This is a genomic window from Wolbachia endosymbiont (group B) of Schoenobius gigantella, from assembly GCF_964031005.1.
Taxonomy (GTDB): Bacteria; Pseudomonadota; Alphaproteobacteria; order Rickettsiales; family Anaplasmataceae; genus Wolbachia; species Wolbachia pipientis.
This window is the reverse complement of record NZ_OZ035002.1, coordinates 592,535-606,411: the sequence shown is the minus strand read 5'-3', so window position 1 is coordinate 606,411 and position 13,877 is coordinate 592,535. Positions and strand designations below refer to the sequence as shown.

Annotated in this window: 11 protein-coding genes and 2 pseudogenes; 3 read left to right on the top strand and 10 right to left on the bottom strand. The window is 36.2% G+C overall.

Going from position 1 to position 13,877, the window contains the following annotated elements; all coding sequences use genetic code 11:
* Positions 1 to 30 precede the first annotated feature (30 nt).
* Entirely contained in the window at positions 31 to 2,691 is a 2,661-nt protein-coding gene (gene secA, locus ACQH2O_RS02920) for a preprotein translocase subunit SecA (RefSeq protein ID WP_425385284.1), read from the top strand.
* Between the two features lie 9 nt (positions 2,692 to 2,700).
* On the opposite strand, the gene ACQH2O_RS02915 is transcribed toward secA, so the two are convergent.
* The 3 genes from ACQH2O_RS02915 to ACQH2O_RS02905 form a co-directional block, all read right to left on the bottom strand.
* Positions 2,701 to 3,966: an ankyrin repeat domain-containing protein gene (locus ACQH2O_RS02915; RefSeq protein WP_208571734.1), complete on the bottom strand. Its 1,266-nt coding sequence runs from the start codon at positions 3,964 to 3,966 to the stop codon at positions 2,701 to 2,703.
* Between the two features lie 337 nt (positions 3,967 to 4,303).
* Complete coding sequence (gene fsa / locus ACQH2O_RS02910) at positions 4,304 to 4,945, bottom strand: fructose-6-phosphate aldolase (protein ID WP_007552982.1); 642 nt, start codon at positions 4,943 to 4,945, stop codon at positions 4,304 to 4,306.
* A 39-nt stretch (positions 4,946 to 4,984) separates the two neighbouring features.
* Positions 4,985 to 5,326, bottom strand: a complete 342-nt coding sequence (locus tag ACQH2O_RS02905) for a hypothetical protein (RefSeq protein ID WP_010082297.1) — start codon at positions 5,324 to 5,326, stop codon at positions 4,985 to 4,987.
* 270 nt (positions 5,327 to 5,596) lie between these two features.
* On the opposite strand from ACQH2O_RS02905, the pseudogene ACQH2O_RS02900 reads away from it, so the two are divergent.
* Positions 5,597 to 6,691, top strand: a pseudogene (locus tag ACQH2O_RS02900) (IS3 family transposase).
* 480 nt (positions 6,692 to 7,171) lie between these two features.
* Here the strand turns inward: ACQH2O_RS02900 and folD are convergent.
* The 5 genes from folD to ACQH2O_RS02875 form a co-directional block, all read right to left on the bottom strand.
* The gene (folD, locus tag ACQH2O_RS02895; RefSeq protein WP_010082295.1) at positions 7,172 to 8,050 is read right to left on the bottom strand and encodes a bifunctional methylenetetrahydrofolate dehydrogenase/methenyltetrahydrofolate cyclohydrolase FolD; all 879 of its coding nucleotides are present in this window, start codon (positions 8,048 to 8,050) and stop codon (positions 7,172 to 7,174) included.
* Complete coding sequence (locus ACQH2O_RS02890; RefSeq protein ID WP_010082294.1) at positions 8,034 to 8,609, bottom strand: UbiX family flavin prenyltransferase; 576 nt, start codon at positions 8,607 to 8,609, stop codon at positions 8,034 to 8,036. The genes folD and ACQH2O_RS02890 overlap by 17 nt, the downstream gene beginning before the upstream one ends.
* Complete coding sequence (locus tag ACQH2O_RS02885; protein ID WP_010082293.1) at positions 8,602 to 8,868, bottom strand: DUF2312 domain-containing protein; 267 nt, start codon at positions 8,866 to 8,868, stop codon at positions 8,602 to 8,604. The genes ACQH2O_RS02890 and ACQH2O_RS02885 overlap by 8 nt, the downstream gene beginning before the upstream one ends.
* A gap of 13 nt (positions 8,869 to 8,881) precedes the next feature.
* Complete coding sequence (locus ACQH2O_RS02880) at positions 8,882 to 10,165, bottom strand: HlyC/CorC family transporter (protein WP_010962674.1); 1,284 nt, start codon at positions 10,163 to 10,165, stop codon at positions 8,882 to 8,884.
* Between the two features lie 88 nt (positions 10,166 to 10,253).
* Positions 10,254 to 11,432, bottom strand: a complete 1,179-nt coding sequence (locus ACQH2O_RS02875) for an aspartate aminotransferase family protein (RefSeq protein WP_006280246.1) — start codon at positions 11,430 to 11,432, stop codon at positions 10,254 to 10,256.
* 275 nt (positions 11,433 to 11,707) lie between these two features.
* Between ACQH2O_RS02875 and ACQH2O_RS02870 the strand changes: the two genes are divergently transcribed.
* Complete coding sequence (locus tag ACQH2O_RS02870) at positions 11,708 to 12,880, top strand: NADH-quinone oxidoreductase subunit D (protein ID WP_010962676.1); 1,173 nt, start codon at positions 11,708 to 11,710, stop codon at positions 12,878 to 12,880.
* 27 nt (positions 12,881 to 12,907) lie between these two features.
* Here ACQH2O_RS02870 and ACQH2O_RS02865 read toward each other — a convergent pair whose 3' ends face one another.
* Complete coding sequence (locus ACQH2O_RS02865) at positions 12,908 to 13,051, bottom strand: hypothetical protein (protein ID WP_153296793.1); 144 nt, start codon at positions 13,049 to 13,051, stop codon at positions 12,908 to 12,910.
* A 589-nt stretch (positions 13,052 to 13,640) separates the two neighbouring features.
* A pseudogene (locus tag ACQH2O_RS02860) lies at positions 13,641 to 13,835 on the bottom strand (IS256 family transposase); the annotation flags it as partial.
* Positions 13,836 to 13,877: the final 42 nt, after the last annotated feature.

The window sequence follows — 13,877 nt, the reverse complement described above, 5'->3', positions numbered from 1 at the left end:
CTCATATTAAATAAGACTTTACTTAAGTTTATGCTAGATTCTCCGCTAATTTTGACAGCCATTCTTATATTTTTCATTTTTACGTTGTCATTCTTTTTTATAAGAAAGATATTTGGGTCAACAAATAAGAAGATAATAAAATCCTTTAGGAAAATTGTTCAGCAAATAAATGCATTAGAAACAGAAATGCAGAGTTTATCTGATGAGGAGCTTGCTGGTAAAACTGAAGAATTCAAACAAGAATTGAAAAATGGGAAAACGTTAAATGATCTTCTCGTACCTGCATTTGCAGTTGTGCGTGAAGCCTCTCGAAGGTTTCTTAACATGAGGCACTTTGATGTTCAACTGATTGGTGGAATGGTGCTCCACAATGGTATGATATCAGAAATGAAAACAGGAGAGGGAAAGACACTCGTTGCAACTTTAGCAGCATATCTAAATTCCTTAGAAGGGAAAGGCGTACACGTCGTAACTGTTAATGACTACCTTGCAAAACGAGACACAGAGTGGATGAGCAAATTATATAATTCTCTTGGGGTTTCTGTTGCGTTTATTACGAATAACTTGACAGACGAAGAGAGGAAAGAGGCTTACAGTGCAGATATCGTGTATTCCACAAATAACGAGCTTGCCTTTGATTACCTGCGAGACAATATGAAATTTTCTCAAGAAGACATGGTTCAGAGAGGCTTTCACTACGGAATAGTTGATGAAGTGGACTCAATACTCATTGATGAAGCTCGCACTCCGCTTATTATTTCTGGCCCGGTTGAGGAAAACAATCAGATATATAAGCATATCAATAAAATAGTAACCAAATTAGTTGACTCCGATTATGAAGTAGATGAAAAAGGTAGAACGGTATTCTTGACTGAAGATGGTATTTCACGAGTGGAGGAACTACTAAGGTCATACAATCTCATTCCTGAAAATTCCTCGCTCTATGATACTGACAGCATGATAATGACTCATTATATAGACCAAGCATTACGTGCATATAAGCTGTTTACTGCTGATAAAGATTATATAGTAAAGGATGGCAAGGTAGTGATTATTGATGAATTTACTGGGCGTATGATGGAGGGCAGGAGATATTCGGATGGTCTTCATCAGGCACTTGAAGCGAAGGAGAATCTTGAAATTCAGCATGAAAACCAAACTTTAGCATCGGTCACATTTCAGAATTACTTTCGTATGTACAATAAACTTTCCGGAATGACGGGAACAGCAGCAACAGAGGCAGAAGAGTTTCGTGATATATACAGATTAAATGTAGTAAAAATTCCAACCAATGTACCTGTAAAAAGAGTTGATATTGATGATGAAATTTACGGTACAGAAAAGGAAAAATTTAATGCTGTGTTGAAGTTTATAGAAGAATGCTACAAACGCCTTCAACCGGTCCTTGTTGGCACGGTGAGCATCGAAAACTCTGAGAAGCTTTCTGCGCTTTTGCAAAGCCATTCTCTTAAGCATTCAGTATTGAATGCTCGTTATCATGAACAAGAGGCGTACATAATAGCGCAAGCTGGGGTGCCAGGTAGTATCACTATAGCAACTAACATGGCAGGGCGTGGAACTGATATTCAACTCGGTGGAAATGCTGAAATGATCGCAAAGGTAGAGCTAAAGAAGATAAAAAATGCTGATGAAAGAGAAAAAAAATACCAAGAAATAGTTGAAAGAGTAAAAAAAGATAAGGAAATTGCTATAAAAGCTGGTGGTTTATGTGTGGTTGGAACCGAAAGACATGAAAGCAGGAGAATAGATGATCAATTACGCGGCCGTTCTGGTCGTCAGGGGGATCCTGGACTTTCTAAGTTCTTTTTATCGCTCGAAGATGACCTAATGAGAATATTTGGCTCTGATAGAATGAGAAGCTTTTTACAAAAAGTAGGGTTAAAGAATAACGAAGCTATTCATCATCCATGGATCAATAAGGCACTCGAGAAAGCGCAAAAGAAAGTTGAAGCTAGAAACTATGACGTGCGGAAATCTCTACTTAAGTTTGATGACGTAATCAATAACCAACGTAAAGTTATTTTTAAACAGAGAAACAATATCTTAGGCAACGAAATTAATGATTTACTTGAAGTATATAGCGAAGTAAATGAGAGCGTAGTAGAAGGTATAATCCAAAGTGGCTATTATGAGGATTATATTGAAAATATAGTCAAAGAATTCCATACAAGGTATGGAATAACGCTTGATAAAGAAGACTTGGCAAAGTTTTTGAATAAACAAGAAGCTTTGAATTATATAAATGATAAGATACAAGAATTTTTTACTGAGAAAGAAAAATATTTCAACAGTCAGCACACTACAGATTTGTGGAATACGATCGTGAAGCAAATGATGATAATGACACTTGATCATTTATGGAGGGAACACCTTTCAGTTCTAGAGAGCCTAAGACAAAGCATAAGCTTACGTGCTATGGGGCAGAAAGATCCACTGAATGAATTTAAACGCGAAGCTTTCTTGATGTTTGAGTCAATGCTTGAAAAATGGAAGGAACTCACCATTCACCGCTTAGCACACTTTAAGTTGGCAGACAACCAAGAGATAGGCAATAGGTTAGATTCTGCTAGAAATAGCAGACTTCCCAAAGTCTCAAGAAACGACAAATGTCCTTGCAACTCCGGAAAGAAATACAAACACTGCCATGGTGCGGTTACTGTGGTGAGCTAATAATTATGGTTATACAGTTTGTTTATTTCCATCAACATTACTGCATCTAACCTCACTTAGCTTACTGTTTAATGAGTGCTCTGATGACTTATACGCAGCCCCATAGGAAATTCCACCAACTATCAGTGCAGATGCTACAGTAATTCCAATTATTGCTAGTGCAGGTAATGCAGTAGCGTAAACGAGTGCTAATGGAGTAACAATGGCAGCTAATATACCCACAGCAACTCCTGCTGTTATAGCTTTAGATCTATGAATAAATGATGGATCTGCACCATCATTTAGTAGAAGTTTTGCTAGCTTTGGGTATCCACGCTGAACAGCGTAGTGTAAAGGAGTTCTTCCTCCTCGATCTTGTATATTAACATCTGCTCCTTTTTTTAGTAAAACTTCTACTACTTGTGTGTGTCCATGCTTAGCAGCATTATGTAAAGGAGTTCTTCCAACTTTACTTTGCACATTAACATCTGCCTCTTTTTCTATAAGATGTTTTACTACCTCTATACGACCATGCTTAGCAGCATCATGTAAAGGACTTCTTCCATATTGGTCCACTACATTAACATCTGCCTCTTTTTTTATAAGATGTTTTACTACCTCTATATAACCATTATTAGCAGCATTATGTAAAGGAGTTCTTCCAACTTTACTTTGCACATTAACATCTGCCCCTTTTTTTATAAGATGTTTTACTACCTCTATATGACCATTATTAGCAGCATCATGTAAAGGAGTTCTTCCAACTTCACTTTGCACATTAACATTAGTGCTTCTTCCCAATAGATTTTCTAATACCTGTGTATGTCCATACTTAGCTGCATAATGTAGAGGAGTTTCCCCATACCTATTTTTCAGATCGATATCTGCTTCTTTTTTTGACAAAATTTCTACTATTCGTATGTGTCCATGTTTAGCAGCAACATGTAAAGGAGCTTCTTTGCAATATCCATTTTTTATACCGGTTTTCGCTCCATTGTCTAATAGATTTTCTACTATTTGTATGTGCCCATGTTCAGCAGCAACATATAAAAGAGTCCTTTCATATTCTATAAAGAACCCTGTTAATTTTGTATCTTTAGCTATCATACGCAACATGATACCTGGTAAAAACAGGTGATCTATATCAAACTTGTTATCTTTCCACCCGTTGTATACGCGTGGGTCCTTTTCCTGCAGCTTATCCTTAATTTTATCAATTATATTATCTTTATTGAAGCCTTGATCATTAATTTCTTGTAATATTTCCTTTAGCATTTCTTCAAATTCTGATCCCACTATTTCCTACCAAGCTATAAAACTTTATTAAGGCATATGAAGTGGATTATGTCAATGAAGAACTAAGAAACTGGTTCTTCTTTTTTTCTATAGCTTTAGGTTTACCTACAATTTGAAAAACAACAAATTCGTCATTCCGCTACTCGTTAGCGCCGCGGCGGTATGATGTAGGGAAACCTTTCTTGGGTTAGCTATAAAGTTAAAATTCGACCAGGGCAGCCGCAATAAGGTAGCAAACGCCATCATGTCTTTAGGAGAGTTTGCTAATGAAGGCTCTTAAGTTGACGCCATTGCCTGAACGGATACGCCAATTTTTATGTTCATTTGTAACCGTCTATTATTTTACACCCCAGTCTTTTTCAAATATTGCTAGCCCTTGGTCAGTAAGTGGGTGATTAATTAATTGTCTAAGTACTTTTGCTGGCACAGTAATTGAATCAGCACCAAGCCTTGCAGCTTCTATTACATGCGCTGGGCTTCTCACTGATGCAACAAGAACTTTAGTATCAAAACCGTAATTAGAATATATAGTACATATATCTTCTATTAGCGATAAGCCATCATAGCTTATATCATCAAGGCGACCAACAAAGGGGGAAATAAAACAAGCACCGACCTTAGCGGCAAGCAGTGCTTGTCCAGGAGAAAAACATAATGTGATGTTAACAGGTATTTTATGCTCTGTCCATAACTTTTTACAAGAAATTAATCCTTCATGTGTAAGAGGTAATTTGATCACAACATTATCAGCAATTTTTGCTAAATTCAGACCTTCTGTGATCATCTCTTCATGGCTATCTGCAACAACTTCAACACTAACAGGCCCTTTTATAATAGAGCATATTTCACGCACTAAATCCTCGTATTTATCTTTACGCCCGGACTTTGCTATTAAAGAAGGATTAGTTGTTATGCCGTCAATGAACTCCTTTAGTCCTTTAATTTCATTTAAATCAACGCTATCAAGAAAAATTTCCATATTAATCTCCTATAAAAAAAATACCCTTGCAAAATCTTGTCATCCTACCGCTTGACTTACAACCTTATGAACTTTCTGCGTTGTAAACATCAAACAGCCGATAACACAACTGTACAAATATTGAGACATAAGAGTAATTTGTACCAAGAAAAAAGATGTCATCCCAGTGCCCAGACCCCTTAGACAATGTACCATCTTTTGATTTTGTCCATTCTGGGCGGGGTTTTCAAGTTCTTTGATCTTAAATACTACATCTACTTTATCAAGATCAATGTTGACTTCTTTTACTAATGTTCTAATAAGACTACGTTTGGCTTGCCAATCTAGGTCCGATTTAACACTAGAATAAAAGCCCTTTATGCTATTTGTAATAAGATTCATTTTCTGCCGTATTCCCTTTTACCTTTTTCTTCTCTCCTTCAATCTCTTTTAAACGTTACTTCATTTTTTTTATTGCCTGCTTAAAGTCTTCCTTACTTATAGTTAGTGCATACTTTGTTGCCGTAAAAACTTCTGGTACCCAAACAATTGTAATAAGTATACACAATCTTTGTCAACTATTTTCGGCACTGGTATATTGACCTTACCCAGAAAAAGTGGAGAGAAAGAAAGGAGTTTTTTCGGGTAAAATAAAATTTTGGAGGATTAGAAATGGTAAGAGAATATACGGCAGAATTCAAATTGGAAGCTGTTAAGCTGGCAAATGAACAAAGAAAGGTAGGTCAACCAGTTGCAAAAGTAGCAAGAGATCTAGGAATAAGGGATAGTGTATTAGGAAAATGGATGAAGAAATATAACGAAAAAAAGTCAGCGGCAAATGCATTTCCAGGTAGAGGTAACATGGCTCCTTACGACAAAGAGAGGTTTGATTTACAAAGAGAGTTAGCAAGAGTAACAAGGGAAAGAGACATTTAAAAAAAAGCCCTGGCCAGTCAAAAAGAGTAAAATATTTTTTTATATAGTAACTGCTATAAAGTACAGGAATTATGTAGGATTTTCTGCTAGTGGCTACTATAAGTGGACCACAAGAAAAATAAGCAGTAGAGAATCAGCAAATAAAGAGCTACTCGCAGCTATTCAAAAAATATATCAAGTTTCTAAATGTAGATATGGAGCTCCTAAAATTCATGCTGAATTGAAGGCTTTGGGTAAAAGTTGCAACTTAAAAACAGTGCAAAGTATTATGCAGAAAAATGGTATTCAGGCTATATTGAGAAGAAAATTTAAAATTAAGAAACAACAAACGGACAGTAGCTCCCAATATATTAGACCAAAACTTTATTGTCGATCAACCAAATAAAGTATGGGATTACTTATATAAAAACCAAAGAAGGATGGCTATATTTGGCAACAATAATCGATCTATATTCACGCATGGTAGTTAATGAGCAGTTCAATAAATAAACAATTGGTTATGGACTCTTTATTAATGGACGTTAACAAGCGTAAACCTGCCAAAAATCTACTATTACATAGTGATCAAGGTTCACAATATACTTCGCAAGGTTATCAATATCTCTTATCCATAAAAAACATAGATGAGTTATAAAGGTTGTTGTTACGACAATTCTGTTGTGGAAAGCTTCTTCAGTTCTCTAAAAAGGGAGTTACCAATAGACACCTCTCGGCACTCTAAACAGCATATCAAAACTGCTATATTTGAATATATAGAAATTTTTTATAACAAACAACGTCACTATTAACTATTGCATTCCTGAGCATTTTGATTCATCATTCTCTTTGTGAAAAACATTCCAAACTTTCTCTCCACTTTTTCTGGGTAAGGTCAGATACTATAAACTATAAAAAAATTTCTCCGATAGTTCATATAGCAAGTAAATTCACAAAATGAAGACTATTATTTTTATTACAGGTGTATCTACGGTTGGAAAATCAAGTTTGGCTCATATATTAGGTTCAAAGCTTTTTATGCCTAGAAACTTTGCAATTCCACTAACTATAGCTAACCCAAGAAAGGTTTCCCTACGTCATACCGCCGCGGTATCTCAGCATAGATTCCGCTAACGAGTAGCGGAATGACGAATTTGTTGTTTTTCAAATTGTAGGTAAACCTAAGCCACTTTAGCTATACTTGTAGAGAAAAAAGAATAGATGATGATCCTAAATATTTAATAAATTTGACTACTGAGGAATTTCAAAAATCTCAATTTTTTATTAATTGTGATATGGTACATTCTATCTTCATATAGCTTTCCTCTTCATACCTCAACTAATGAAATCAGAAGCATCAACTCCCTTTTGCAAGCAAGCAGCAATAACAGTGTTCATCATTAGAAATGCAATGGTCATTGGGCCAACGCCCCCGGGTACTGGGGTCATAGCTTTGGCTTTCCCTTTTATTCCTTCAAAGTCAACATCACCTACAAGCTTTCCTACGTTAACGCTATTTATGCCAACATCGATCACTATTGCACCTTTCTTTATCCAGTCTGCTTGAACAAAATTTGGCTTTCCGACTGCTGCAACTACTATATCCGCTTTAGAGCAATATTCAGCTAAATCCTTGCTTTGTGAATGCAAGATGGTGACAGTGCAGTTTTCTTGCAATAGCAGGTAAAACATTGGCTTGCCCACGATATTTGACCTACCAATTACCACTGCGTTTTTACCGGAAAGGTTCTCTTCAATTGACTTAATTAAATGCAAAGAACCTTTAGGAGTGCAAGGTATAAGGCAGTTTTTTTCACCTTTAACTAATTTGCCAACGTTTTCATCATGAAAGCCATCTACATCTTTTTCAACACTTACTGTGTTAATTACTCTGCTTGCACTAATATGATTTGGTAAAGGCAATTGCACTAAAATGCCATGCACAGATGGATCTTCATTTAATTCATTGATTTTTTCAATTAATTCATCTTCTAAAATATTATTAGGCAAAACAATGGTCTCAGAACTTATGCCTATTGATTCTGCTTTTTTCTGTTTGTTGCGAACATAAACCTGACTTGCTGGATTGCTACCTATGAGAATTACTTTCAGGCAAGGAAAAATGTTATACTCTCTCTTTAAAATATCAATTTTTTGTGATAGCCTCTCACATAGGTCGTTTGCTATTTTTTTACCATCAATAATAATTGTCACTTCCTTGCCACTCCTTAAAGTCGGGTAATTTGATATCAAATAAATCCAATACTTTGCCAACAGAATGATTAATAATATCATCCAACGATTTCGGTTTAATATAAAAAGCAGGCACTGGTGGAGCAATAATTGCTCCCATCTCCGTTAATTTTAACATATTTTGTAAATGCCCAAGATGCAGTGGTGACTCTCGCACCATAAGAACTAACTTTCTTCTTTCTTTTAGCGTTACATCTGCAGCCCTTGTCAATAGATTGGAAGTAACACCTGATGCGATTTCAGACATTGTCTTCATAGAGCATGGTGCTACAATCATCCCTGAGGTTTTAAATGAGCCGCTTGCTATTTTTTCTCCAATCTTTTCTTCAGAATAGTAAAAATCTGCAAGTGATGTAATATCTTCAAGTTTTTCTTTAATCTCGTGAGCTAAAGTTACTTTCCCAGCACGACTTATCACTAAATGAGTTTCATAATCGACGTCTTTCAACGCTTCTAAAATACGCACACCGTAAATAGAACCAGATGCTCCACTTATTCCAATTACAATTCTGCTATTCACTTAACTCTTCTTCGTAGCTCATTCCCAATGCACGTTTATAGGTATCAAGCAATATTTCTTGTTCCTCTCTGTCATCATCATCCATCTTCCTCAGCCTAATAATTTGTTTCATCACTTTTATATCCCAACCTTCATCTGCGGCTTTTGCATATACATCACGAATGTGATCTTGCACATCCCTCTTTTCTTGTTCAAGTTTTTCGATTCTCTCTATGTAACCCTTCAACTCTTCAGCCGTTATTTTTACTGTATCTTCCATGAAACTCCACTAATTAATTGCTGCCACTAATATTACCAATTTTTACTTGCACTTCAACAACAGTAATAATATTTTTATCTTTTTTTAAAATCTTAAAGCGAAAACCATACATGGAAAACTCCTCGCCTTCGTCAGGAATGCGCTCTATTTCATTCACAATCATACCTGCTAGAGTTGTAGCTTCTTCATCAGGGAGATTCCAGTATAACTGCCTGTTAATGTCCCTAATAGTAGATTTTCCTTCTATGTGATACATATTATCAGATATTTTCTTTATAAAATTCTCCGTAATCAAATCATGTTCATCCGAAATTTCTCCAACTATTTCTTCCAGTATATCCTCAAGAGTTACAATTCCCTGCAGTGCTCCATACTCATCAATAACAAATGCAAGGTGTTTCCTGTTCTTACGGAAGTTGTGAAGTTGCACGCTGAGCGGTGTACTTTCTGGTATGAACCAAGGCCTTGACATAACTTGGGTAATGTCAACTTCTTCCGCTTTATTATTCTTTTCACGCAAAGCATTTATTAGAGCTTTCACGTGAATTACACCTACAATGTTATCTGGTTCCTTCTGCCATAAAGGTACTCTACTGTGACTGCTGGTTAAAATCTCTCTTATTAACTCTTCTTTATTCCGATCTATATCAAGAGAAAATAGGTTTCTTCTATGGGTCATAATTTGTGATATCTCTGTCTCAGCCAAATCAAGTATGCTGCTTAGCATATCTAAATCCTGTTGCAACATAGTTCCTTCACTGCGGTGAAGAGTAATCATATTACGCATTGCATCCGCTGCAGATATCACTTCCTTATCTTTATGCAGCCCACATAATTTTAGGATGAGGTTAACAATAAATTGAATACCTAGTGTCAATGGAGAAAAAATCTTTACAAAAAACAATACAAAATAAGCAGAAAATGATGCAAATTTTTCAGGATTTTGAATAGCATAAGTTTTTGGTAGAACTTCGCAGAACAATAAAATACAAAATGTCATTATAATTGTTGATAGGAGAATGCCCTCATTTCCAAAAAGATTGATAAATATTGCTGTAAATAAAGCAGAGCAAGTAATATTAATAATTGTATTGCCGAGCAATACCGTTCCTATTGTCAATTCTTTCCTATTTAATAAGCGATCTATTACCCTGGCTTTTTTGTTACCGTCTAGCTTTAGCTTATTAACTCGAGAACGGCTAATTGAGGTTAAGCCTATTTCTGCTCCTGAGAACAAAAACGATAAAACTAACAAAACAAAAATTGCTGATGATACTAAGACCAATAACCAATCCATTAAAGTACGATGTTATTGTGATAAAAAATAAAATTAATTTTACATGTTATGAGAGGCATTTGCAAGCCTGAATTTATATTGCCGAATTTTATATACCTTTAATCTTAAAAAACAAATCATAAAGCATATTACACGCTGCGTTCACATGCTCATCCTCAATGATAAGTGGTGGGGTTACCCTTACTACTTTGTTGTTTAAAACCCTAGTTATTATTAAACCTTTATCAAGAGATCGACTAATAATTTTATCAGCTACAAGAGTTGCTAGTTCTATTCCCATTAGTAACCCTTCTCCACGAACTTCTAAAATCATCTCAGGAAATTCTTTAGCTAAAAGCAACAGCTTTTCTTTTAAATATTTACTAATTCTTTTAACATGATCAAAAAAGCCTTCTTTTAGCATTATATCGAGCACTGCATTACCAACAGTCATGGCAAGTGGATTGCCACCATAGGTTGATCCATGAGTTCCTGGAGTAATTGCTTCTGCTATATAATCTTTCACTAAACATGCAGCTACAGGAAAACCGTTACCCATAGCCTTCGCACAGGTTAGCATATCAGGTTCAATGCCGACATTTTGATAATGAAATAAAGAACCGATGCGTCCATATCCGCACTGCACTTCATCAAAGCACAAAATTATTCCTTGAGCTTTTGTTATTTCCCTTACTTTTTGAAGATATTCTACGTCTAGTGGATATACTCCACCTTCGCTTTGTATGGGCTCTAAAAATACAGCAGCTATTTCATTGTTGATTTTTTCTTCTAATGCTTTAATGTCATTTCTTGGCACTTTATCAAAACCAGAAAGGAGCGGAGCAAAACCTTCGCGTGATTTTTCATTGCCTCCAGCAGAAATTGCAGCAATACTGCGGCCATGAAAGCCTCCTTCAATTGTAATAATACGATTACGTTTTGCTTGCCCTTTTGAATAAAAGTAACGACGAATAAACTTAATTGCAGCTTCTGTTGCTTCAAGCCCACTTGAGCAGAAAAAAACTTTATCTGCAAAAGTAAGGGTTGTTAAACGCTCGGCAAGCCTTTCTTGCTCGGGAATAGTGAAAATGTTAGAGCAGTGCCATAATGAGCTCGATTGCTCTTTCAGCTTATCTGTAATGTATGGATGACAATGCCCTAAAGAAGTTGTAGAAATACCTGCAGCAAAATCTAAATATTTTTTACCATCTTTATCAAAAAGATATGCCCCTTCTCCCCTGACTATAGGAGTGTCAAGTCTATTATACGCATTAACAACATGATCCATTTTATAAGTATTGTGGTATTATCTATACTATACCTGAAATGAATCCATTAACACAAAGCTTTTCCTTTAACCTCTTATGCTACTTCAACTAAAAATTTGGCTAATGCAAACCTTTTTTGTCATTCTATAGCTAAAGTGACTTGGTTTTACCAACACTTATTAGCCATTGTAAAAGTTTTTGTTTCTATTGAATGATAGTTGTAGCCTATGCAAGAAGTTTATTGACTTTGAGCGCACTTTAGCCTATACAATTTCAATATCTTAAACTACTGGACATGCCCGATCTAAAGACAATGATGTTAAATTTTGGACCTCAGCACCCAGCTGCACATGGAGTGTTGCGTCTTGTTTTAGAGATGGATGGTGAAGTGATCGAGAGGGCAGATCCCCATATTGGGCTTTTGCACCGCGGTACTGAAAAATTAATAGAACATAAAACGTATCTTCAAGCTTTGCCTTATTTTGATCGCCTTGATTACGTATCACCAATGTCACAAGAGCATGCATATTCACTTTGTGTGGAGAAATTGTTGCAATGTGAAGTGCCAATTAGGGCAAAGTATTTACGTGTCTTGTTTTGTGAACTGACGAGAATACTAAATCATTTACTGAACGTTTCTTCTCAAGCACTTGATGTTGGAGCAATGACCCCTCTTTTATGGCTCTTTGAAGAAAGAGAAAAAATACTGGAATTTTACGAAAGAGCTTCAGGTGCAAGGTTTCACGCAGCTTACATCAGGCCAGGTGGAATTGCAGCAGATGTTCCAGAAGATTTGATTGAGGATATTGCAAAGTTTATAGAGCAATTTCCAAAATATATAGACGATGTTGATGAACTTTTAACAGAAAATAGGATATGGAAGCAACGCACTGTAGGAATTAGTGAAATATCAATTAAACAGGCACTTGATTGGGGCTTTAGTGGCCCAATGTTGCGCGCTGCTGGGCTTGCTTGGGATTTGCGAAAAAGCCAGCCATATGAGATATATGATCAACTAGATTTTGATATACCGATCGGCCAAAATGGCGACTGTTATGACCGTTATCTAGTTAGAATGGCAGAGATTAGGCAATCTATCAGTTTGGTGAAGCAGTGCATAGAGAAAATGCCTGAAGGGCAAATAAAAACTGAAGATAGAAAAATTTCTCCACCGTCAAGAGCAGAGATGAAAAAATCTATGGAAGCTCTGATTCACCATTTTAAGCTCTATTCAGAAGGATATCACGTACCAGAAGGTGAGGCTTACGCAGTTGTTGAGGCACCAAAAGGTGAGTTTGGAGTGTATATAGTTTCAGATGGTACCAATAGACCTTATAGGTGCCGAATAAGAGCACCTGGCTTTGCGCATTTACAAGCCTTAGACTTTATGGCAAAAGGACACATGCTTGCTGACGTTGCAGCAATTATTGGCTCACTCGATATAGTTTTTGGTGAGATTGATAGGTAATCATTGGTACCCGTTCAGGCAATGGCGTCATGCAAGTAGCTGACACATAACTGTACGAACATTTGTTTGCAAAGGCAGTATGTTAAGTGTTATAGCCGATTTTGCCTCAAACACAAAGGCAGTGCCTTGACTACTTGGATCCAGAAAAATTGATTGTGTACTATACAACATTTTTGATCAAAAGCGTAACCGTTCACTGTTAGACTGCATTCTGTGATTTTTAGCAAAACATGATCTTTCATTTGAGCTTCCTTCAATTTAAAATAAATACAGAAAATTGCTGCCTATAGCTAAACTGACTTAGATTTACCAACAATCGTCATCCCGCTACTTGTTAGCGGCTAAGAGATACCGCGGCGGCATAGCTATCTTCAAAAATATGGTTGAATAATTGTGTGTATAATTATTAATATTTTTAAACACTTTGGCTATGGCTTTATCTAAGTTTCTCGACCCTAAGCTGGATTTAACCTTCAAAAAAATATGTAGGGTCAAGAACTGGCGCGCCTACTTTAGGGTTTGGTGGCTGATCCATTGTTTTCACAATAGGCCTCAATCCAAATTCCCATGTTAACGTTTCCAGCTCCCGCCTCGTCAAACGCAGCATCCGCACTACGCTTTCCTAGCAGATTCTTTACCAAAGTTTATAACATATTGTGCTGGTGATGCTTTCGGTTTGTAATACCTTATTCTATAGTCTGAATATAGACCCAGCGTTTTGTATATCCATTCGCTACTCCACTTCTTCCAACCAAACCCTCTCTTCACTTTCAGCTAATAAGTGATTTTCTATTTCACCTTCCAAACTTGCCTCCAGCAGCTTTTTTATAAATGGTGTAAATGCTCCATCCCTTCCTGTTAATGGTCTGCCTTCCCTTATTGATGACAGTATATTTGCTTCCAGTTCTTTGTAATCTACCAAACCGGTAGTTCTGTTTACTACTTTCTGACTCATTGTCAAACCTCCATTTTTTTTATATCAATTTATTACTTTTTT

Coding starts and splice junctions, on each gene's coding strand:
- ACQH2O_RS02870 (WP_010962676.1), top strand. CDS start 11,708: ATGCCCGATCTAAAGACAATGATGTTAAATTTTGGACCTCAGCACCCA.
- ACQH2O_RS02905 (WP_010082297.1), bottom strand. CDS start 5,326: ATGAATCTTATTACAAATAGCATAAAGGGCTTTTATTCTAGTGTTAAA.
- ACQH2O_RS02885 (WP_010082293.1), bottom strand. CDS start 8,868: ATGGAAGATACAGTAAAAATAACGGCTGAAGAGTTGAAGGGTTACATA.
- fsa (WP_007552982.1), bottom strand. CDS start 4,945: ATGGAAATTTTTCTTGATAGCGTTGATTTAAATGAAATTAAAGGACTA.
- ACQH2O_RS02865 (WP_153296793.1), bottom strand. CDS start 13,051: ATGTTGTATAGTACACAATCAATTTTTCTGGATCCAAGTAGTCAAGGC.
- ACQH2O_RS02875 (WP_006280246.1), bottom strand. CDS start 11,432: ATGGATCATGTTGTTAATGCGTATAATAGACTTGACACTCCTATAGTC.
- ACQH2O_RS02880 (WP_010962674.1), bottom strand. CDS start 10,165: ATGGATTGGTTATTGGTCTTAGTATCATCAGCAATTTTTGTTTTGTTA.
- secA (WP_425385284.1), top strand. CDS start 31: ATGCTAGATTCTCCGCTAATTTTGACAGCCATTCTTATATTTTTCATT.